Raw genomic sequence first — 22,070 nt, forward strand, 5'->3', positions numbered from 1 at the left:
GGACCCAGCTCGCTGCCGGCTACTTCTTGCGGCGGCGGCCACCGGTCGTCTTCTGCGCCTTGCGCCGCTCGGCGCGCGTCAGACCGTCCGACGTGGACCGCGTCGGACCGCCGGCCTCGGCGCTCTGGAAGTCGCCCTCGACGACGCCGCCCTCACCGTCCACCGTGGGGGCGGAGAAGTGCAGCCGGTCGGGGCGCTGCGGCGCGTCGAGACCCTTGGCGCGGATCTCGGGACGGCCGGAGCCCGCCGGTACGGCGTCCTCCTTGACCAGCGAGGTGCGCTCGGCCTCGTCCTGCACCGGCACCTCCTCGACCTGCTGCTCGACCTGGACCTCCAGGTTGAACAGGTAGCCGACGGACTCTTCCTTGATGCCGTCCATCATGGCGTTGAACATGTCGAAGCCCTCGCGCTGGTACTCGACCAGCGGGTCCTTCTGGGCCATCGCCCGCAGGCCGATGCCCTCCTGGAGATAGTCCATCTCGTAGAGGTGCTCGCGCCACTTGCGGTCCAGCACGGAGAGCACCACACGCCGCTCCAGCTCACGCATGATGTCCGAGCCGAGCTGCGCCTCGCGCTCCTCGTACTGCTCGTGGCAGTCGTCCTTGATGGACTCGGCGATGAACTCGGAGGTGATGCCCGCGCGGTCGCCCGCCGCGTCCTCCAGCTCGTCGACCGTGACCTTCACCGGGTAGAGCTGCTTGAACGCGCCCCACAGCCGGTCGAGGTCCCACTCCTCGGCGAAGCCCTCGACGGTCTCCGCCTGGATGTACGCGTCGATCGTGTCGTCCATGAAGTGCCTGACCTGCTCGTGCAGGTCCTCGCCCTCCAGGACGCGGCGGCGCTCGCCGTAGATGACCTCGCGCTGGCGGTTCAGCACCTCGTCGTACTTGAGGACGTTCTTACGCGTTTCGAAGTTCTGCTGCTCGACCTGCGACTGCGCGGAAGCGATGGCGCGGGTCACCATCTTGTTCTCGATGGGGACGTCGTCGGGGACGTTGGCCATCGACATCACGCGCTCGACCATCTGCGCCTTGAACAGCCGCATCAGGTCGTCGCCGAGCGACAGGTAGAACCGGGACTCGCCGGGGTCGCCCTGACGTCCGGAACGGCCGCGCAGCTGGTTGTCGATACGCCGCGACTCGTGCCGCTCCGTACCGAGGACGTAGAGCCCGCCGAGGTCCTTGACCTCTTCGAACTCGGCCTTGACCGCGCCCTCGGCCCGCTCCAGCGCCGCCGGCAGGGCGGCCGCCCACTCCTCGACGTGCTCGACGGGGTCGAGGCCGCGCTGGCGCAGCTCCGCCTCGGCGAGGTCGTCGGGGTTGCCGCCGAGTTTGATGTCCGTACCACGGCCGGCCATGTTCGTGGCGACCGTGACAGCGCCCTTGCGGCCGGCCTGGGCGATGATCGTCGCCTCCCGGTCGTGCTGCTTGGCGTTGAGCACCTCGTGCTGCACACCGCGCTTGCTGAGCTGCTGCGAGAGGTACTCGGACTTCTCGACCGAGGTGGTGCCGACCAGGATCGGCTGGCCCTTCTCGTGCTTCTCGGCGATGTCGTCGACGACGGCGGCGAACTTGGCGACCTCGGTGCGGTAGATCAGGTCGGACTGGTCCATGCGGACCATGGGCCGGTTCGTCTGGATCGGCACCACGCCCAGCTTGTAGATCTGGTGGAACTCCGCGGCCTCCGTCATGGCCGTACCGGTCATGCCGGAGAGCTTGCCGTAGAGGCGGAAGAAGTTCTGCAGGGTGATCGTGGCGAGGGTCTGGTTCTCGTCCTTGATGTCCACCCCTTCCTTCGCCTCGATCGCCTGGTGCATGCCCTCGTTGTAGCGGCGGCCCGCGAGGATACGGCCGGTGTGCTCGTCGACGATCATGACTTCGCCGTCGATGACGACGTAGTCCTTGTCGTTCTTGAAGAGTTCCTTGGCCTTGATGGCGTTGTTCAGATAACCGACGAGCGGGGTGTTCACCGACTCGTACAGGTTGTCGATGCCCAGCCAGTCCTCGACCTTCGACACACCGGGCTCGTGGATGGCGACGGTGCGCTTCTTCTCGTCGACCTCGTAGTCGCCGGTCTCCTCGATGCCCTTGAGCTGGTTGCCCGCCTCGCCCCTGGACAGCCGGGTGACGAGCTTGGCGAAGTCGCCGTACCACTTCGTGGCCTGGTCGGCGGGGCCGGAGATGATCAGCGGCGTACGGGCCTCGTCCACGAGGATCGAGTCGACCTCGTCCACGATCGCGTAGTTGTGACCGCGCTGGACCAGCTCGTCCTGCGACCACGCCATGTTGTCGCGGAGGTAGTCGAAGCCGAATTCGTTGTTCGTCCCGTACGTGATGTCACAGGCATACTGCTCGCGGCGCTGCGCGGGCGACATGTTGGCGAGGATGCAGCCGACCTCAAGTCCCAGGAACTTGTGGACGCGGCCCATCAGCTCGGAGTCACGCTCGGCCAGGTAGTCGTTCACCGTGATCAGGTGGACGCCCTTGCCGGTGAGCGCGTTGAGGTAGGCGGGGAGCGTACTGACGAGGGTCTTGCCCTCGCCGGTCTTCATCTCGGCGACATGGCCGAAGTGCAGCGCGGCGCCACCGGCCAGCTGGACGTCGTAATGACGCTGGCCGAGGACTCGCTTGGACGCCTCACGGACGGTCGCGAACGCCTCGGGAAGCAGATCGTCCAGACTCTCACCGTCGGCGTAGCGCTCTTTGTACTCGTCGGTGAGCGCCCTCAACTCGGCGTCGGAGAGGTTGACGAAGTCCTCTTCGATGGAGTTGACCTGGTCCGCGATGCGGTGCAGTTTGCGCAGGATCTTGCCTTCGCCTGCACGCATGAGCTTGTTGAAGACGGACACTGAGGTTGGTCTCCTTGCCGGTCGGGCCTGGCACTGGATCGTGTATGGACACGGGCACGGGCACGGCAGGCGGACCCCACCGCATCGGCCATCGTAAGCGAGGACCGGGCTGCGCCGGGAGGGCCGCCGTCGAAGGGGCCTGCTGTTACCCGTATCAAGAACGCGCGGAACGCACGGAAGGTGCCGGTGAGATACGAAAAGTGCTCGCATCCGGCGATCTCCGACAGCAGAATCCGAGTATGGAACCCCTCACCCTCACCAGCCCCCGACTGCTGTTGCGCACGCTGACACCGGACGACGTCGACGCGGTCCACACGATCTGCCAGGACCCGGAGATCCAGCGCTGGGTGACGATTCCCTCACCGTACGAACGGCAGCACGCGCAGTACTTCGTCGAGCAGCTCGTCCCGGACGGCTGGCAGACCGGGACGATGTGCACCTTCGGGGTATTTCCCATAGGCGGGGGGCCGCTGATGGGCGCGGTGAACGCGCACAGCCAGTCCGGTATCTGGGAGACCGGCTACTGGACGGCGAAGGAGTACCGGGGGCGCGGCTTCACCACGGAGGCCGTGACCGCCGTGGCCCGCTGGGTCTTCACCGCGCTGGCCGCCGAGCGCCTGGAGTGGCGGGCCGAGGTCGGCAACACCGGCTCGCGTGCCGTCGCCGAGAAGGCCGGCTTCGTGATGGAGGGCGTGCTGCGGGCCGCCCTGCTCAACCGGGGGACGCTGCGGGACGTCCGGATAGGCTCGCTGCTCCCGTCCGACCTGGGACTGCCGGGCCCGCACCCGTACCTGCCGTCGGACGCGGCGTAACCGCCAGGCCCGTTGTCAGTGGCGGCGTCTATCGTGCCCATCATGACGACTGTGCCGCCCGCCGCCGCCGAGCTGTCCGCCGACGAGGCCCGCCGAATCGCGCTGCGCGCGCAGGGATTCATCGGCGCCCCCGACCGCCGTGGCGGCGTGCGGGGAGTGCTGCGCCATCTCGGCGCCGTCCAGCTGGACACGATCTCGGTGCTGGCGCGCTCGCACGAGCTGGTGCCTTACGCGCGCCTGGGCGCCGTCGGCCGCAAACCGGTCGAGGACGCGTACTGGACGGCGGCGCCCACCCCGCCGCACGCGTTCGAGTACTGGTCGCACGCGGCCTGTGTGCTGCCCATCGAGGAGTGGCCCCACTTCGCCTTCCGGCGCCGCTCCTACCGCTCCCGTCCGCACTGGAACCACGCCCTGACGGACGGGGTGTACGAGACGGTGATCAAGCAGCTGCGCGACGAGGGCCCGCTGACGGCGACGGAACTGGGCGGCGCCAAGAACGGCGGCCTGTGGTGGGACTGGTCGGAGTCGAAGGTCGCCGTCGAGCGCGCGCTGATGTTCGGTGAGGTCGTGTGCACGGGCCGGCGCGGCTGGAAGCGGGTGTACGACCTCGCGGAGCGCGCCGTGCCGGACGCGCTCCTGCACGACGACCTGGACGACGCGGAGTGCGTGCGCCGGCTGGTGCGGCTCGCCGGCCGCTCGCTCGGTGTGGGGACGCGCGCGGACATCGCCGACTACCACCGGCTGAAGGGTGAGTGGGTCGACGCGGTGATCGCCGACTGCGGTCTGGTGCCGGTGACCGTCGAGGGTTGGGGGAAGCCGGCCTGGGCCGATCCGGAGGCGCTGGCGAGCGTCCCGCGCGGACGGCACCGTACGACACTGCTGTCGCCGTTCGACTCGCTGATCTGGGAGCGGGCCCGTACCGAGCGGATCTTCGGCTTCACGCACCGGCTGGAGGCGTATGTGCCCAAGCCGAAGCGGATCTACGGCTACTTCGCCATGCCGCTGCTGGCGGGCGGCCGGCTGCTCGGCCGGGTCGACCCGGCCCGTGAGGGCAGCACGCTGGTGGCGAAGCAGGTCTCGCTGGAGGGCCCCAAGGCGGTCGCGCCGATGGCGCAGGCGCTGCTGGAGGCCGCCCGGTGGGTGGGGTGCGACGCGGTACGGATCGAGCGGGTCGACCGCTCGGAGCTGACGGCGGAGCTGGTCCGCGCGGTCGCCTGACCCCGCCGGCCGTCACATGACCGCGGCGGCCCTCACCGGATTTCGAGGATCTTCTCCCGCATCGCGTAGACCACGGCCTCCATGCGGGAGTGCAGTTGCAGCTTCTCCAGGATGTTGCGCACGTGGTTCTTCACGGTGTTCTCGGAGATGAACAGCTGTTTGGCGATGTCCCGGTTGTTCATGCCCGTGGCGACGAGTTTGAGGACTTCCAGCTCCCGCTCGGTCAGCCGCGGCGCGGGCACGAGTCTGCGCTCGTCGGTGCGCTGGATCATCGACTTGAACTCGGTCAGCAGCTTGGACGCCATGGACGGGCTGATCTGCGACTGGCCGTCGGCGACGGCCCGGATCGCGGTGGCCACCTCGTCGGTGGAGATCTCCTTCAGGAGATAGCCGGTGGCGCCAGCCTTGATCGCGTCGTAGAGGTCGGCCTCCTCGTCGCTGATCGTCAGCATGATGATCTTGGCGCTGGGGGCCACCTCCTTGATGGAGGTGCAGGCCTCGATACCGCCGCGCTTGGGCATCCGCACGTCCATCAGCACGATGTCCGGCAGCAGGTCGGCGGCCTTGTCGACGGCCTCCGCCCCGTCGCCCGCCTCGCCCACGACCTGGATGTCCTCCTCCTGGGCGAGGACGATCTCCAGACCACGGCGGAACAGCGCGTGGTCGTCGACGACGAGGACCCGGATGGGTTCCTTGCGGGACCCTTCCCGTTCCGCGTCGGCGTCGGGCCCCGTACCAACGACCGTCTCGTCGGCACTGTGCGCGTGCACCGGCCCGAAGCTGTCCGCCATCGTTCCTCCACCTGAAGGTCGTGGTCCGCATTCGGATGAGCCGGCCAACCGCTGTTCGCAGACCACCTGTTGTCTTGCGACGCCATGATTTCATGCCTGGGCGGCGGTTATTGGTGCCTCGCTCGCACAGAGGTGCCCCCGAGGTCGTAATGAGCACTCAGGGGCACCTTCGGAACCGGCAGATCTCAGCCGATTCCCCGCCGTGTCTCAGCCGTGTCTCAGCCGTTCACACGCCCTTCTCAGCCGCCGAGATGGCCGCCGGCGCCCTCCGCGTCGGAACCGGCCAGCGGGTCGGTCCTGAGGTGGATCACGCCGTAGTCGTACGCGTGGCGCCGGTAGACGACGCTGGGTTCCTTGGTGTCGGAATCGACGAAGAGGTAGAAGTCGTGTCCGACCAGCTCCATCTCCTCAAGGGCCTGGTCGAGCGTCATCGGCGCCGCGACATGGTTCTTCTCCCGTACCACCAGGGGACCTTCGCCCTGCACCTGCAGGGAACCGACCATCGTGGTCGGGACGGCGTGCGCCGCCTCTTCGGCCGCGGTCTCGCCGTCGCTGTTCAACTCGGCCACGCCGGGGACGACATCGACGACCTCGGCGGCGGACAGCCGGCCGGCGCCGCGACGGTTGTGGCGCTTCTCGTTCTGCTTGCGCAGCCGCGCCTCCAGCTTGCCGGTGGCCAGGTCCAAAGCCGCGTACGGGTCGCCTGCCGCGGCCTCCGCCCGGATCACCGGACCACGCGAGCGCAGGGTGATCTCCACCCGGTCACAGCGGTCCGCCTGACGGGGGTTGTGTTCCTTGGACACCTCGACGTCCAGGCTGATCACCTTGCCGTCGAGCTTCTGGATCTTCTCCAGCTTCAGCTTCTCGGCCACGTGCTTGCGGAACCGCTCAGGCACCTCTGTCTTGCGGCCCTTGACGACGATGTCCACGCAGAACTCCGTTCCCGGATCGCCCCGCTTCGCTGCGGGGCGTCCCCACTGTTGCACCAGACCCCAGTTGTCACCGGAGTCTCGGACTTGGTGACTTTCACCTCCCCTTCCCCATCGGCAAGGTCTCCACCCCAAGAAGCGAGGAACTCCGTTAATGACGGCTGTACCGGCTTTCGCCAAGCCTTACAACCGAACATAGCCCTCCTGGAGGGGTGTCGGCACCCGCTACCAGCGCGTACGCCCGTTCAGGTGTTTCTCTGCCCGGTTTACCTGCGGAGATGCAAAATACTGATCAGTTCCGGTTTATTTCGAAGGACAGGGGCGGTGCGGCGATCACCGCGGCGCTCACCTGACCGAATCCCGGAATGCCCGGCCGTATCGCGGAATGCAGGGCGCGGGCCGCCTCGGCCAGTGACGCGCCGGTCGTCATGACGTCGTCCACGAGGACCGCTCTGCCGCTCTCCAGGAGCCTCGCGCCGCCCACGGCGACCTCCAGCGCCCCGGACAGGTTCGCCTGCCTCTGACGGGCACCGAGGCCCGCCTGATCGGCCACCACCCGGCGCTGCCGCAGCACCGGAAGCACCCGGGCGTCCCGGCCGGCCCGCCGCAGCTCACCCGCGGCCGCCAGCGCGATCCGGCGCGCCGCGTCATGCCCGCGCGCCGCCACCGCGCGCCGCGTCGAAGGCATCGGGACCAGCAGCAGCGGCCCCACGCCCGTACCCGGCGGCACAGCGGCCTCCACGGCCCCGGCCAGAGCCCTGCCCAGCGGCCCCGCGAGGCCGAGCGCGCCGCGCTCCTTGTGCGCGAGCAGCACCGCCCGTACCGCGTCCTCGTACGGCGCCGCTGCGTGGACCGCCGGCAGCCCGGCCGGCTCCGGCACCGGCCGCACCCGGCACGGCCACATCCCGTACAGCGCCCGGCCGCAGTCCTCGCACAGCGCCGTCCGGGGACTGCCGCAGCCCCCACAGGCGACCGGGAGCACCAGACCGCTGATCTCTCGCCACCAGCCCCGCATGGCATTCACTGTGCCAACCCCGGGAGGATCCGGCCAGCCCTGTGGACAACCCTCTCGACGACCCCGTGAACAGCCCGGCTCACCCGGGATAGACAGGCGAGGAGCCCGTCTCCACCATGGTCTGCCAATTGGCGCCCGACGGCAGCTGGACGATCCCCGCGTCCTGCGAGTCGGCCATCACCGGCTGCTCGTCGTTGTCGGCGGCGGCGATGGCCGTCACCTGGTTCAGCCCCGGCAGCACCCCGGCCGCCGACGTCGACCCGTCGGTCTGCATGTAACGCACCTGCTGCACACCGCCGGACTCCTTGCCGACGACGACCAGCCGGCTGGGACCCGCCCAGGACACCGCGGTCACCGTCTCCATCTGCGGCGCCGCGGACTGCAGTTCCACCACGGACACCGTCTCGTCCGCGCCCGAGCCGTGCCGCTCCACCCGGCCGATCTCCAGGCTCGTCCGGCCCTCCTGCGTCAGCAGCAGCGCGATCCGCACCCCGTCGGCCGACACCCGCAGCGCCTCGATCCGCCGCCCGTCGAGCCCGTCGACCGGGACCTCCTTCGGCGGTGCCACGCCCCCGGCGAACCGCAGCAGCCGCGGCTTCGCCGGATCCCGGTCGGCGACCCACAGGTCACCGCCGCCGTCCCAGCTCGGCGCGGAGAGCCGGTCCTTGGGCTGCTTGGCCGCGCTGCTCAGCAGCGGCTCCACCGGATCGCCGTCGTTGACGATCGACGTCACGTACAGCGATTTGCCGCCGCCGCCCACCCCGGCGGCGCGCCGCTCGTCGCGTGCGACGGCGACCGTGTCCAGCTTCGTCCTGCCGTCACCGAACGGCCCGGCCACCGGGTCGGGGACGACCGGGTCGGAACCGTCGATCTTCAGCTGCGCCAACCGCCCCTGGGCGTTGACGAAGTACGGGTCCTCGCCGCCCGTGCCCTGGTCGGGCGCGAACTCCGCGGCCTGGTCCTCGCTCAGCACGCACAACGACGAACCGCCCGCGAGCAGTTCGATCTGCCCGACCCGGGTCGACGTCAGGTCCCGCAGGGTGAAGAACAGTTGCGCCGCCATCTTCCGGCACTGCGCCCGGCCCGCCTTCGCCGCGCTCTCGTTGAGCGGCACCTTCAGCGCGTTCCGGTCGTCGAACTCCAGCGATCTGGTGCCGCGCGCCAGCTGCGTACCCGTCGGGAACGGCGAATCGACCACCGGCTTCAGCCAGTTCGTCGGCCCGTCGAGCAGCGACTTGACGGCCTGCGTGAACGGGTCCATCCGGGTCGTGGGATCTATCCGCTGCCGGATGTAGACCGGATCGGCGACCAGCTGCTTACGGCCGGAGGCGAAGTAGTACTTGTCCACGGAGCGGTAGTTGCGCTGGAAGTCGTACTCACCGAGCACCAGCCCCGGCGGCAGTTGGTCGATGCGCCACTCCTTGGTGTCGCCCGTCTTCTGCTGCACGAGATGGATGGTGCCCTTGTACGAGGTCGGTGTGACCGGCTGGTACGAGTGCGCGGAGTCCACCTCGGCGATCCGCTCGCCGTACAGCGGGTACTTCAGCCCCGAACCACCGCCCTGCCCCGTCCCGTCCGCGTCCGCGCGGTCGGGTGCGTCCTGCAGCACCGTCGTGCTGTCCTCGGGACGCCAGTCCTTCGACGCCTGCTTCGTCAGATACTTCCTGGCCATCGCGAAGTCGGGGTCGTCACTCGTCATCGCCTCCAGGAAGCCGTCCACGATCTCGTCGGGACCCGCCTTCTCCTTGGGCGGCACCGCGTACACCCGCACCTGGGACTCCCCGTGCGGGGACTGCGTGACCGGCTCCACGTCACCGCTGTGCGGGATCGTGGCGCAGCCGGCCAGTGTCAGGGACACCGCCGCCAGCAGAACCGGCAGGCGCGGCACGCCCCTTGTGCCTCCCCGGCGGCGGTCAGCGCCCACGAGTCGTGTCCTCCCGCTCCGATGCCCGGCGTGCAGTGTCACGTTCACCTACAGCATCGCGCACGGAGTCGTCGGCGGACCCGTCGCCCGCCCGCTCGCCCGTCGGCCGCGCGACCACCCGCGAGCCGTTGCCGGGCAGCGCCGCCGGGTCGACCGACGTCGCGTTGCGGTCCGGCTGGGGCGGCACCGGCAGCGCCGAGCGGTCCAGCCTCGGCTGGGCCGGCACGCTCGCCAGCCGGTGCGGGTTCTCCTGGGCGTCGCCGACCGCCGACCGCTCGCGGTTGCGCCGCGAGTCCTCGGGTTCCAGGGGTATGGGTGAGCCGCGCAGCGACTCGTCCGCCGTGCGCGGCAGGGTCAGCCGGAACTGCGAACCGCCGCCCGGCTCCCCCCACGCCTGGAGCCAGCCGCCGTGCAGCCGCGCGTCCTCGACGGCGATGGACAGACCGAGTCCGGTGCCGCCCGTGGTGCGCGCCCTGGCCGGGTCGGCGCGCCAGAAGCGGTTGAACACCCGGGTCGCCTCACCGGGCTTCAGGCCCACGCCGTAGTCGCGTACGGCGACGGCGACCGCCCCGCCCGCGACGGCCATCCTGACCACGACGTCCCTGCCCTCGCCGTGCTCCACGGCGTTGACGACGAGATTGCGCAGCACCCGCTCGACCCGGCGGGCATCAGCCTCGGCGACCACGGGCTGCTCGTCACCGACGACCCGGATCCGGGTGCCCTTGCGCTCGGCCAGCGGCTCGGCGCCGCCGATGACCCGCCGTACGACCTCGCGCAGATCTATCGGCTCGGCCTCCAGCGCCGCCGCGCCCGCGTCGAAGCGGCTGATCTCCAGCAGGTCCGACAGCAGCGACTCGAAACGGTCGAGCTGGTCCCCGAGCAGCTCCGCGGAGCGGGCCGTCACCGGGTCGAAGTCCATCCGCGCGTCATGGATGACGTCGGCCGCCATCCGCACCGTCGTCAGCGGCGTCCGCAGCTCGTGCGAGACGTCGGAGACGAAGCGCCGCTGCATCCTGGACAGCTCCTCCAGCTGCTGGATCTTGAGCTGGAGGTTCTGCGCCATCTTGTTGAACGCCTCGCCGAGCCGCGCGATGTCGTCCTCGCCGGTGACCTTCATCCGCTCCTGGAGGCGCCCCGCGGAAAGCCGCTCGGCGATGCCGGCTGCCATCCGTACGGGGGTGACGACCTGCCGGACCACCAGCCAGGCGATGGCACCGAGCAGCACGACGACGAACAGACCCGCCGTCGCGAGGGTGCCCTTGACCAGGTTGAGGGACTGCTCCTCCTGGTTCAGCGGGAAGAGGTAGTACAGCTCGTAGGAATTGCGGTCGACGTCGTTGAGCCGCTTGCCGATGATCAGGCCGGGCTCCGGCTTCCGCGCGTCGGACGCGTCCGTGTACTTGATCTGGGCGTACCGCTCGAACTCGCCCTTGCCGCCGCCGACCTGGGCCCGCAGATCCGCCGGGATGCTGCCGAAGTCCACCCCGCCCGAGGCGCGCGGCGCACGGTTGGTGGATCCGGGGTCCGTCGCGTCGCCGCTGAGCGCCACCACGTTGAAGGCACCGGGGCCACCGCTGGCGAGCTGCTCGACCAGCTCGGTCCGCCAGGAGTTACGGCCCGGCGTACCGCCCGAGCCGCTGTCGCCCCTGGTACCCGGCGCAGCGGGCGCGTCGGCCTTCTCCTGCGCCACGGTGAAACCACCGGCCGCCTGGCTCTGCGCCGCCTTCTCCTTGGCCTCCAGCAGGCCGTTGCGCACCTGCCCGATGACCACGAACCCGAGCAGCAGCACCACACCGAGCGACATCAGCAGCGTCGCCGCGACGACCCGCAGCTGGATGTTGCGCCGCCACAGCCGCACGGCGGGCAGCAGCGGCCGCCTCACCCAGCGCACCAGGAGCCGCACGACGGGCCCGCCGGGCGCACCGTCCTGGAGCAGCCTGCCGGGCCGGCCGAACCAGGCGGACACCCGTCCGGAACCGGCAGTCCGCCCCGTACGGACTCCCGGCCCCCCGGGCTTCGGAGCAGCGCTGCCGCCGGACATGTCAGCTCGGTCCTGCCTTGTAGCCGACACCACGGACGGTCACCACGATCTCGGGCCGCTCCGGGTCCTTCTCGACCTTGGAACGCAGCCGCTGCACATGGACATTGACCAGTCGGGTGTCCGCGGCGTGCCGGTACCCCCACACCTGCTCCAGCAGCACCTCACGGGTGAACACCTGCCACGGCTTACGGGCCAGCGCGACGAGCAGGTCGAACTCCAGCGGCGTCAGAGCGATGGACTGCCCCTCCCGCTTCACCGAGTGCCCTGCCACATCGATGACCAGATCGCCGATGGTCAGCTGCTCCGGAGCCGGCTCCTCGGACCTGCGCAGCCGCGCCCTGATGCGCGCCACCAGCTCCTTGGGCTTGAACGGCTTGACGATGTAGTCATCGGCGCCGGACTCAAGACCGACAACCACGTCGACGGTGTCGCTCTTGGCCGTCAGCATGACGATCGGCACCCCGGACTCGGCCCGGATGAGCCGGCACACCTCGATGCCGTCCCGGCCGGGAAGCATGAGATCCAGCAGCACCAGATCAGGCTTCGCCTCACGGAATGCGGCAAGCGCTTTGTCGCCGTCCGCCACGAACGACGGCTCGAACCCTTCACCACGCAGCACAATCCCGAGCATCTCGGCCAGTGCGGTGTCGTCATCGACGACGAGGACGCGTCCCTTCATATCGACATCATCCCATTTTCATTTCCGTTGCGTAGACATGCGTGATTTGTCTCACTGAACAGCGACGACGTGCACCGATGAACGGGGCTCACTCCCCATCGCCCCCACACGGTAGTGGAGTGAACAGGGTTTATGGATGTTCGGACCGCAAACGGGACGCCTGCGGGCAGCCCCGTCAACCGGTCGTCACTCGACGTGACCTGGCCGCCAGCTCGACGAGCGCGGCCCCCGTCACCGGCGAGAGCACCCCGTGCTCGGTCACGATCGCCGTCACCAACTCCGGCGGCGTGATGTCGAACGCCGGGTTGTACGCCTGCGTCCCCAGCGGCGCGACCGGCATCCCGGTCGCCTCCGCCCCCGCCGACGCGAGCTGCGGCGCCGTGAGCTCCGTCACCTCCTGCCCAGGCCGCTGCTCCACCTCGATCGACGCCCCGTCCGGCGTCTCCAGGTCGATCGTCGTGGTCGGGGCGACCACGACGAACGGCACATTGTGGTACTTGGCGAGCACGGCGAGCGGATAGCTCCCCACCTTGTTCGCCACCGAACCGTCGGCCGCGATCCGGTCCGCGCCCACCAGGACCGCGTCGACCTCCCCCGCCGCGAACAGCGAACCGGCGGCGTTGTCCGTGAGCAGCGTGTACGCCATCCCGCTGCGCGCCGCCTCGTACGCCGTCAGCCGGGAGCCCTGGAGCAGCGGACGCGTCTCGTCCACCCACAGCCGCCGCAGCCGGCCCGCCCGGTGCGCGGACAGCGCGACGGCGAACGCCGTACCGTCCCCGCCCGAGACGAGCGCCCCGGTGTTGCAGTGCGTCAGGATCCGGTGGTTGCCGCCCGGCAGCAGCTCGTCAAGCAGCGTCAGCCCGGCCTCCGCCATCTGGGCGCTGGCCTGCGCGTCCTCCTGGTGCAGCAGCCTCGCCTCGGCGAGCGCGGCAGCCGCCGCCTGCTCCAGATCCGCGCCCTTGTCCGCAGCGGCCCGGTACGCGTCGCGGGCCCGCCGTACGCCGAGGCCGAGATTGACCGCGGTGGGCCGCGCCTGCGCCAGGATCTCCGCTGCGTCCTCCACGTCGAAGCCCCGCGCCGCCGCGAGCGCCACCCCGTAGGCACCGGCGATCCCCAGCACCGGCGCACCCCGCACGACGAGCGTCCGGATCGCCTGCACCAAGGCAGGCACGTCCGTACAGACGAACTCCGCTTCTTCGACCGGCAGTCTCGTCTGGTCGAGGAGGACCAGCACGGGCCCCTCCGGCGGCTCGTCCCAGCGAAGCGTGGGGAGCATGGACGGCTCTGCGCCGACGGGCTTCTGTACGTACTGATCAGCCATCCGCCCAGTCTGCCCGCTCCGGCACCGACATTGAAGGCAACGAGTGGCGGGGAACAGGGTGATAAGGAGATACCGCGCCCGGCCCACCAGGCACCCACGCGTGGCACGATGGCTGCCAGCCCGCCGCCCGGTACGCGAAAGGACGCTCCCGCAGCGCCCGATCGCCGAGCCGGCCCCGCAACCAATCCACGAGGTGGACGACCGTGAACGACACTCCGGGCTGGGCATCGCCCGGATCTGCCCCGTCCGACGGCCAGAACAGCGGCGTGCCCCGCCCCGCCGGCCCCACCGACGAGGCCGGTTCGCCTCCTGGCTGGTCCGCGACCCAGCCGCCACCAGGACAGTGGGCCCCGCCGAGCCAGCAGGGCGCGGGTCCCGTCCCGCAGCCCAGGCCCGCACCGGGCTGGGGCGGCGCCCCGGGCCCCGGCGGCCCTGGCGGCCCCGGCCCCTTCTGGGGACGGCCGCCGGCGGCCAAGCCCGGCGTGATCCCGCTCCGCCCGCTCGGCGTCGGCGAACTCCTCGACGGAGCCGTCTCCACGGCGCGCGCCCACTGGCGCATCGTGCTCGGCGTGACCATCGCCGTCGCCGTGGTCACCCAGATCTGCGACCTGCTCGCCCAGCACTACCTGCTGCCCGACCCGACCGAGATCGACCCGAACGCCTCGCCGTCCGAGGCGCTGAACCAGGCCGTCGACTCCATGCAGTCGAGCCTGCTCGCCCTCGTACCCTCCGTTGTCATCACCCTGATCGGCACGCTCTTCACCACGGCCGTGCTGACCGTGGTGATCAGCCGGTCCGTACTGGGCCGCTCCGTGTCGCTCTCCGAAGCCTGGCACGAGGCCAGGCCCCGGATCCCGCAACTGCTCGGGCTGACCGTGCTGCTGCCGGTGATGTACGCCGCCATCCTCGGCGTCGGCATCCTGCCCGGGGTGCTGGTGGGCACACTGGCCGGAGGCGGCGGCGGAGCAGCCGCGCTCGCCGTCCTCGGCGGACTCGCCGCCTCGGTCGTGGTCGTATGGCTCTGGGTGCGCCTCACCCTCGCGTCCCCCGCCCTGATGCTGGAGCGCCAAGGCATCCTGCCGTCGCTGCGCCGCTCCGCCAAGCTCGTACGCGGAGCCTGGTGGCGCACCTTCGGCATCCTGCTGCTCACCCTGGTGCTGACCTTCATGGTCTCCATGATCATCGCCGTGCCGTTCAGCCTGATCGCCTCGGCCGTGGACGGTGAGAGCCTCGACGGGCTGTTCAGCAGCACCACGCCCGACTTCGGCTGGCCCTTCATGATCATCACCGGTATCGGATCCGTGATCGCCGCCGCGATCACCTACCCCATCTCCGCCGGCGTGACCGTGCTCCTCTACGTGGACCAGCGCATCCGGCGCGAGGCCCTCGACCTGGAGCTGGCCCGCGCCGCCGGCCTCACACCGGACGGCAACGGCCGTCCGGACCAGGGTCCTTCGGGGTACTGACACGGTGTCCATCACGGGGGAGACGGCAGCGGCATGGCTCATGGCGGGCGCGCGGGGCGACATCCCGGTGGACACCCCGCGCGACCCGGCCCGTGAAGCTGCCAGACGCGAACTGTCCAAGCCGCTGTACCACCAGAACGACCCCAGCCTCCTCCGCCGCGCACTGGACCGGTTCTGGGACTGGGTCGACGACCTCTTCAACTCCGCCTCCGGCGCGACCCCCGGCGGCACACTCGGACTCATCGCCGTCGCCGTACTCGTCCTCGCGCTGGCAGCCGCCCTCTGGTGGCGCCTCGGCACCCCCCGCCGCATACCCGGCACTGCGGGGACGCTCTTCGACGAGGGCCCCCGCAGCGCCGCCGAGCACCGCACCGCGGCGGAAGCACACGCGGCGGCCGGACGCTGGAACCAGGCCCTCCAGGAACGGATGCGAGCCGTCGTCCGCTCCCTGGAGGAACGGGCCCTGCTCGACCCGCGTCCCGGCCGCACCGCCGTCGAAGCAGCCCTCGACGCCGGACACCCGCTCCCCGCACACGCCGACCGACTCCGAACCGCAGCCCGCGAGTTCGACGCCGTCACATACGGCGGCCGCACAGCCGACCAGGACGCATACCTGCGGATGCGGGAACTCGACCTCGCTCTGCAACGGGCAAAGCCCCAACTGAGCCCGGCAGCCGCCGGAGCGGGGGGAACCGCCCCATGACCTCCCTGACCGACCCCGCTCCCCCCGTCGCCGCGCCCCCGGCCACATCCATCTCCCCGACGGCCCGGCAGATCTGGACCCGAGGCCGCGGACTCCTGCTGGCCCTCGTCATCCTCCTGATCGCCGGCATCACCTTGGCCGCCCTGAACTCCGGTGAGAAGCACGGCCGGCTCGACCCACGCTCCGCCGACCAGTTCGGCAGCCGCGCCACCGCCGAACTCCTCAAGGCCAGTGGCGTCTCCGTCGATGTCGCCACCACACTCCGCGAAGCCACAGCGGCCACCGGCCCGGACACCACACTCCTGGTGACCACACCCGACCTGCTGACTCCCGCTCAGCAACGGTCGCTGCACAACGCGACAGCGTCCTCCGGAGGCCGCACCGTCCTCCTCGGCGCCGGACCCGCCTCGGTCGGCATACTCGCCCCCGGCGTCCGCACGGACGCTCCCGCCCAGGTCTCCGCCCGCGCCCCCCGCTGCGCCCTCCCCGCCGCCCGCCGCGCGGGCACCGTCGACATCGGCGGCGAGCGCTACACGACGGACAGCACAACCGACGACACCAGCAGGACGAACGCCTGCTACCCGAGCGACGGACTGCCCAGCCTGCTCATCACCGGCACGGGGACGGACACCGACGCCGGCACAGCCGACACCGTGCTGCTCGGCTCGCCCGACCTCCTCTACAACGAACGCCTCGACAAGCAGGGCAACGCGTCGCTGGCCCTTCAACTCCTCGGCTCCCGGCCTCATCTCGTCTGGTACCTCCCCTCGCTCACTGATCCCTCGGCAAACAGCAACGGCGATGACGGCGAAAAGAGCTTCATCGACCTCATCCCTTCCGGCTGGCTCTGGGGCACCCTCCAGCTCTTCTTCGCCGCGATACTCGCCGCCGTCTGGCGAGCACGCAGGCTGGGCCCGCTCGTCCCGGAACGGCTCCCCGTAGCGATCCGCGCCTCGGAAGCCACCGAGGGCCGCGCCCGCCTCTACCGCAAGACCAACGCCAGGGACCGCGCGGCAACGGCACTGCGCTCGGCGACCAGGGAACGGCTCGCCTCTCTTCTCGGCGTCCCGCCTGCGGACGCCCACTCCCCCCACGTCCTGACAGCCGCCGTCTCCGCGCGGCTCCCCCACGCCTCCGTGAACCCGTCAGCTCTGCTGTTCGGCCAGGCACCGGCCGAGGACGCCGCTCTCGTCCGCCTGGCCGACCAACTCGACGCCCTCGAAAGAGAGGTACGCACCTCATGAGTGCCCCGACCCCTGAGACCGCTGTGAACTCGGACAGCGCCCGCGCTTCCCTGGAGGCCCTGCGCACCGAGATCGCGAAGGCGGTGGTCGGCCAGGACTCCGCCGTCACCGGTCTTGTCGTCGCTCTCCTGTGTCGGGGTCACGTCCTGCTCGAAGGAGTCCCCGGAGTCGCGAAGACCCTCCTGGTACGAGCACTCGCAGCCTCCCTCGAACTCGACACGAAGCGCGTCCAGTTCACCCCCGATCTGATGCCCAGCGACGTCACCGGCTCGCTCATCTACGACTCCAGGACCGCAGAGTTCTCCTTCCAGCCCGGTCCCGTCTTCACCAATCTGCTGCTGGCCGACGAGATCAACCGCACCCCGCCCAAGACCCAGTCGTCACTGCTGGAGGCAATGGAGGAGCGGCAGGTCACCGTCGACGGCACCCCGCGCCCGCTGCCCGACCCGTTCCTCGTCGCGGCGACCCAGAACCCCGTCGAGTACGAAGGCACCTACCCCCTCCCGGAAGCCCAACTGGACCGCTTCCTCCTCAAGCTCACCGTCCCGCTGCCGGGCCGCGAGGACGAGATCAACGTCCTCACCCGCCATGCGGACGGCTTCAACCCGCGCGATCTCAAAGCCGCCGGGATAGGCCCCGTCGCAGGCCCCGCAGACCTGGAAGCAGCCCGCGCCGCCGTCGCCAAGACATCGGTCTCACCCGAGATCGCCGGCTATGTGGTCGATATCTGCCGTGCCACCCGTGAATCCCCCTCACTCACACTCGGCGTCTCGCCCCGAGGCGCCACCGCCCTGCTCTCCACCGCCAGGGCCTGGGCCTGGCTCACCGGCCGGGACTACGTCACCCCCGACGACGTGAAAGCCCTCGCCCTCCCCACGCTGCGCCACCGCGTCCAACTCCGCCCTGAGGCCGAGATGGAGGGAGTCACAGCGGACTCCGTCATCACCGCGCTCCTCGCCCATGTCCCCGTCCCCCGATGAGGCGATGACCCATGGCCCTCACCGGACGAACCGCGCTACTGGCGGCCCTCGGCTCCATCCCCGTGGGCCTCTTCGCCCCCAGCTGGACCGGGATCCTTGCCGTCGAAGCCCCCCTGTCCCTCGCAATTCTGTGCGACTACGCCCTGGCCGCGCCAGTGCAAAAGCTCCAATTCACCCGAAGCGGTGACACCTCAGTTCGACTCGGTGACGGCGCCGAGGTACAGCTCACCGTCACCAACCCCTCCCGCCGCCCTCTCCGCGCCCAACTCCGCGACGCCTGGCCGCCGAGCAGCTGGCAGGCAGGCACCGAACAGGCCGCGTCCCGCCACACCTTGACCGTGCCGGCAGGCGAACGCCGCAGACTCACCACACTGCTGCGCCCCAACCGCCGCGGCGACCGGCGCGCGGACCGCGTCACGGTGCGCTCGGTAGGACCGCTCGGCCTCGCGGCCCGGCAGGGCAACCACCAGGTGCCGTGGACGGTCCGCGTGCTGCCGCCCTTCACCAGCCGCAAGCACCTGCCGTCACGACTGGCCAGGCTCCGCGAACTCGACGGCCGCACCAGCGTCCTCACCCGCGGCGAGGGCACCGAATTCGACAGCCTGCGCTCGTACGTACCCGGGGACGACACCCGCTCCATCGACTGGCGGGCCACCGCACGCCAGTCAGCGGTCGCCGTACGCACCTGGCGCCCCGAACGCGACCGGCACATCCTCGTCGTCCTCGACACCGGCCGGACGTCGGCCGGCCGCGTCGGCGACATCCCGCGCCTGGACGCCTCGATGGACGCGACACTCCTGCTGGCCGCACTCGCGTCACGCGCGGGCGACAGGGTGGACCTGCTGGCCTACGACCGCAGGATCCGGGCCCAGGTGGCCCGCAGGTCGGGGGGTGACGTGCTGCCCGCCCTGGTGGCCGCGATGGCCACGCTCGAACCCGAACTGGTGGAGACGGATGCCCGCGGCCTCACGTCAGCGGTACTGAGAAACGCCAGGCGAGGTTCGCTGGTCGTACTGCTGACGACACTCGACGCGGCAGCGATCGAGGAAGGCCTGCTGCCCGTACTCCCCCAACTCACCCAGCGGCACACGGTCGTCGTGGCGTCGGTGGCCGACCCGCACGTAGAGGAAATGGCCGGCGGACGCGGAACAGTGGACACGGTCTACGAAGCAGCAGCAGGCAGCCAGGCCCAGGCCGGCCGACGCCGCACAGCGGAGCAGTTGCAGCGATACGGCGTGACGGTCGTTGACGCCACACCGGAGAAGCTGGCCCCGGCGCTGGCGGATGCATACCTGGCATTGAAGGCGGCGGGTCGGCTGTAGCGGGCCCTAGGCCCGAAAGGGCCGGGCCGGGCTGGACAACTTGTTTTTGAACGCAGAAAAGCCCCCGCACCGTGAAGGTGCAGGGGCTTCCCTGATTTATCTAAAGATTGTTCGGCGGCGTCCTACTCTCCCACAGGGTCCCCCCTGCAGTACCATCGGCGCAATGAGGCTTAGCTTCCGGGTTCGGAATGTAACCGGGCGTTTCCCTCACGCAATGACCACCGAAACACTATGAAGTTGAACCACCGGATATGAACACAGCTGTTCGTTACTTCAGAACTAACACAGTGGACGCGAGCAACTGAGGACAAGCCCTCGGCCTATTAGTACCAGTCAGCTCCAACCGTTACCGGTCTTCCACATCTGGCCTATCAACCCAGTCGTCTACTGGGAGCCTTAACCCCTCAAAGGGGGTGGGAGTCCTCATCTCGAAGCAGGCTTCCCGCTTAGATGCTTTCAGCGGTTATCCCTCCCGAACGTAGCCAACCAGCCATGCCCTTGGCAGGACAACTGGCACACCAGAGGTTCGTCCGTCCCGGTCCTCTCGTACTAGGGACAGCCCTTCTCAAGACTCCTACGCGCACAGCGGATAGGGACCGAACTGTCTCACGACGTTCTAAACCCAGCTCGCGTACCGCTTTAATGGGCGAACAGCCCAACCCTTGGGACCGACTCCAGCCCCAGGATGCGACGAGCCGACATCGAGGTGCCAAACCATCCCGTCGATATGGACTCTTGGGGAAGATCAGCCTGTTATCCCCGGGGTACCTTTTATCCGTTGAGCGACGGCGCTTCCACAAGCCACCGCCGGATCACTAGTCCCGACTTTCGTCCCTGCTCGACCCGTCGGTCTCACAGTCAAGCTCCCTTGTGCACTTACACTCAACACCTGATTACCAACCAGGCTGAGGGAACCTTTGGGCGCCTCCGTTACTCTTTAGGAGGCAACCGCCCCAGTTAAACTACCCATCAGACACTGTCCCTGATCCGGATCACGGACCCAGGTTAGACATCCAGCACGACCAGAGTGGTATTTCAACGACGACTCCACCTGAACTGGCGTCCAAGCTTCACAGTCTCCCACCTATCCTACACAAGCCGAACCGAACACCAATATCAAACTGTAGTAAAGGTCCCGGGGTCTTTCCGTCCTGCTGCGCGAAACGAGCATCTTTACTCGTAGTGCAATTTCACCGGGCCTATGGTTGAGACAGTCGAGAAGTCGTTACGCCATTCGTGCAGGTCGGAACTTACCCGACAAGGAATTTCGCTACCTTAGGATGGTTATAGTTACCACCGCCGTTTACTGGCGCTTAAGTTCTCAGCTTCGCCACACCGAAATGTGACTAACCGGTCCCCTTAACGTTCCAGCACCGGGCAGGCGTCAGTCCGTATACATCGCCTTACGGCTTCGCACGGACCTGTGTTTTTAGTAAACAGTCGCTTCTCGCTGGTCTCTGCGGCCACCCCAAGCTCACACCGTAAAGATGATCACCAGGAATGGCCCCCCTTCTCCCGAAGTTACGGGGGCATTTTGCCGAGTTCCTTAACCATAGTTCACCCGAACGCCTCGGTATTCTCTACCTGACCACCTGAGTCGGTTTAGGGTACGGGCCGCCATGAAACTCGCTAGAGGCTTTTCTCGACAGCATAGGATCATCCACTTCACCACAATCGGCTCGGCATCAGGTCTCAGACTTAATGTTGTGCGGATTTACCTACACAACGCCCTACACCCTTACCCCGGGACAACCACCGCCCGGGCTGGACTACCTTCCTGCGTCACCCCATCGCTTACCTACTACCACCTTGGACCGGCGGCTCCACCACTCCCCTTTGCCCGAAGGCTCCAGGACGGCTTCACGGCCTTAGCATTAATGGGTTCAGTACTGGGCGTTTCAAAGCGGGTACCGGAATATCAACCGGTTATCCATCGACTACGCCTGTCGGCCTCGCCTTAGGTCCCGACTTACCCTGGGCAGATCAGCTTGACCCAGGAACCCTTAGTCAATCGGCGCACACGTTTCCCACGTGTGTATCGCTACTCATGCCTGCATTCTCACTCGTGAACCGTCCACCCCTCGCTTCCGCGGAGGCTTCACCCGGCACACGACGCTCCCCTACCCATCCCAACGGGCGTTGGCCCTCATGCTGGAATGACACGACTTCGGCGGTACGCTTGAGCCCCGCTACATTGTCGGCGCGGAATCACTTGACCAGTGAGCTATTACGCACTCTTTCAAGGGTGGCTGCTTCTAAGCCAACCTCCTGGTTGTCTCTGCGACTCCACATCCTTTCCCACTTAGCGTACGCTTAGGGGCCTTAGTCGATGCTCTGGGCTGTTTCCCTCTCGACCATGGAGCTTATCCCCCACAGTCTCACTGCCGCGCTCTCACTTACCGGCATTCGGAGTTTGGCTAAGGTCAGTAACCCGGTAGGGCCCATCGCCTATCCAGTGCTCTACCTCCGGCAAGAAACACACGACGCTGCACCTAAATGCATTTCGGGGAGAACCAGCTATCACGGAGTTTGATTGGCCTTTCACCCCTAACCACAGGTCATCCCCCAGGTTTTCAACCCTGGTGGGTTCGGTCCTCCACGACCTCTTACAGCCGCTTCAACCTGCCCATGGCTAGATCACTCCGCTTCGGGTCTTGAGCGCGCTACTATGTCGCCCTATTCGGACTCGCTTTCGCTACGGCTTCCCCACACGGGTTAACCTCGCAACACACCGCAAACTCGCAGGCTCATTCTTCAAAAGGCACGCAGTCACGACG

The 22,070-nt window shown here is 68.7% G+C and carries 15 protein-coding genes and 2 rRNA genes (1 of these 17 cut by a window edge); 7 read left to right on the forward strand and 10 right to left on the reverse strand.

What is annotated here, in order from left to right:
• Positions 1 to 19 precede the first annotated feature (19 nt).
• On the reverse strand, positions 20 to 2,848 hold the full coding sequence (gene secA / locus OHS57_RS14590; protein WP_041989084.1) for a preprotein translocase subunit SecA: 2,829 nt from the start codon (positions 2,846 to 2,848) through the stop codon (positions 20 to 22).
• A gap of 239 nt (positions 2,849 to 3,087) precedes the next feature.
• Here secA and OHS57_RS14595 point away from each other — a divergent pair, with 239 nt between their 5' ends.
• A complete protein-coding gene (locus OHS57_RS14595) occupies positions 3,088 to 3,660 on the forward strand; it encodes a GNAT family N-acetyltransferase (RefSeq protein ID WP_041989083.1) in 573 nt (190 codons plus the stop codon).
• A gap of 42 nt (positions 3,661 to 3,702) precedes the next feature.
• The gene (locus OHS57_RS14600) at positions 3,703 to 4,878 is read left to right on the forward strand and encodes a winged helix-turn-helix domain-containing protein (RefSeq protein ID WP_041989082.1); all 1,176 of its coding nucleotides are present in this window, start codon (positions 3,703 to 3,705) and stop codon (positions 4,876 to 4,878) included.
• 32 nt (positions 4,879 to 4,910) lie between these two features.
• On the opposite strand, the gene OHS57_RS14605 is transcribed toward OHS57_RS14600, so the two are convergent.
• The 7 genes from OHS57_RS14605 to mtnA form a co-directional block, all read right to left on the reverse strand.
• Positions 4,911 to 5,669, reverse strand: a complete 759-nt coding sequence (locus OHS57_RS14605) for a response regulator (protein WP_041989081.1) — start codon at positions 5,667 to 5,669, stop codon at positions 4,911 to 4,913.
• Between the two features lie 239 nt (positions 5,670 to 5,908).
• On the reverse strand, positions 5,909 to 6,598 hold the full coding sequence (hpf, locus tag OHS57_RS14610; RefSeq protein WP_041989080.1) for a ribosome hibernation-promoting factor, HPF/YfiA family: 690 nt from the start codon (positions 6,596 to 6,598) through the stop codon (positions 5,909 to 5,911).
• Positions 6,599 to 6,890: 292 nt separating this feature from the next.
• Entirely contained in the window at positions 6,891 to 7,613 is a 723-nt protein-coding gene (locus OHS57_RS14615) for a ComF family protein (RefSeq protein ID WP_328582219.1), read from the reverse strand.
• Positions 7,614 to 7,692: 79 nt separating this feature from the next.
• Positions 7,693 to 9,537 carry an LpqB family beta-propeller domain-containing protein gene (locus OHS57_RS14620; protein WP_443042890.1) on the reverse strand — a complete coding sequence of 615 codons (1,845 nt, stop codon included), beginning with the start codon at positions 9,535 to 9,537 and terminating at the stop codon, positions 7,693 to 7,695.
• Complete coding sequence (gene mtrB / locus OHS57_RS14625) at positions 9,527 to 11,578, reverse strand: MtrAB system histidine kinase MtrB (protein ID WP_328582221.1); 2,052 nt, start codon at positions 11,576 to 11,578, stop codon at positions 9,527 to 9,529. Before mtrB ends, OHS57_RS14620 begins: the two co-directional genes overlap by 11 nt.
• A gap of 1 nt (position 11,579) precedes the next feature.
• Positions 11,580 to 12,257: a two-component system response regulator MtrA gene (mtrA, locus tag OHS57_RS14630; protein WP_003968748.1), complete on the reverse strand. Its 678-nt coding sequence runs from the start codon at positions 12,255 to 12,257 to the stop codon at positions 11,580 to 11,582.
• A 175-nt stretch (positions 12,258 to 12,432) separates the two neighbouring features.
• Positions 12,433 to 13,578, reverse strand: coding sequence for an S-methyl-5-thioribose-1-phosphate isomerase (gene mtnA, locus OHS57_RS14635; RefSeq protein WP_041989071.1), 1,146 nt, complete (start codon positions 13,576 to 13,578; stop codon positions 12,433 to 12,435).
• 203 nt (positions 13,579 to 13,781) lie between these two features.
• Here mtnA and OHS57_RS14640 point away from each other — a divergent pair, with 203 nt between their 5' ends.
• From OHS57_RS14640 to OHS57_RS14660, 5 genes are read left to right on the forward strand one after another with little or no spacing between them, the layout of a single operon-like run.
• On the forward strand, positions 13,782 to 15,044 hold the full coding sequence (locus OHS57_RS14640; RefSeq protein ID WP_328582222.1) for a DUF7544 domain-containing protein: 1,263 nt from the start codon (positions 13,782 to 13,784) through the stop codon (positions 15,042 to 15,044).
• 40 nt (positions 15,045 to 15,084) lie between these two features.
• Positions 15,085 to 15,747 carry a DUF4129 domain-containing protein gene (locus OHS57_RS14645; RefSeq protein WP_328585063.1) on the forward strand — a complete coding sequence of 221 codons (663 nt, stop codon included), beginning with the start codon at positions 15,085 to 15,087 and terminating at the stop codon, positions 15,745 to 15,747.
• A complete protein-coding gene (locus OHS57_RS14650) occupies positions 15,744 to 16,991 on the forward strand; it encodes a DUF4350 domain-containing protein (RefSeq protein ID WP_328582223.1) in 1,248 nt (415 codons plus the stop codon). Before OHS57_RS14645 ends, OHS57_RS14650 begins: the two co-directional genes overlap by 4 nt.
• Positions 16,988 to 17,971: an AAA family ATPase gene (locus OHS57_RS14655; RefSeq protein WP_041989064.1), complete on the forward strand. Its 984-nt coding sequence runs from the start codon at positions 16,988 to 16,990 to the stop codon at positions 17,969 to 17,971. The genes OHS57_RS14650 and OHS57_RS14655 overlap by 4 nt, the downstream gene beginning before the upstream one ends.
• Positions 17,972 to 17,982: 11 nt before the next feature.
• On the forward strand, positions 17,983 to 19,293 hold the full coding sequence (locus tag OHS57_RS14660) for a DUF58 domain-containing protein (protein WP_328582224.1): 1,311 nt from the start codon (positions 17,983 to 17,985) through the stop codon (positions 19,291 to 19,293).
• Positions 19,294 to 19,402: 109 nt separating this feature from the next.
• Here OHS57_RS14660 and rrf read toward each other — a convergent pair.
• A 5S ribosomal RNA gene (rrf, locus tag OHS57_RS14665) occupies positions 19,403 to 19,519 on the reverse strand.
• A gap of 77 nt (positions 19,520 to 19,596) precedes the next feature.
• Positions 19,597 to 22,070 (reverse strand): 23S ribosomal RNA (locus OHS57_RS14670) (it continues 650 nt past the right edge of the window).

Source organism: Streptomyces sp. NBC_00370 (genome assembly GCF_036084755.1).
Classification (GTDB): Bacteria; Actinomycetota; Actinomycetes; order Streptomycetales; family Streptomycetaceae; genus Streptomyces.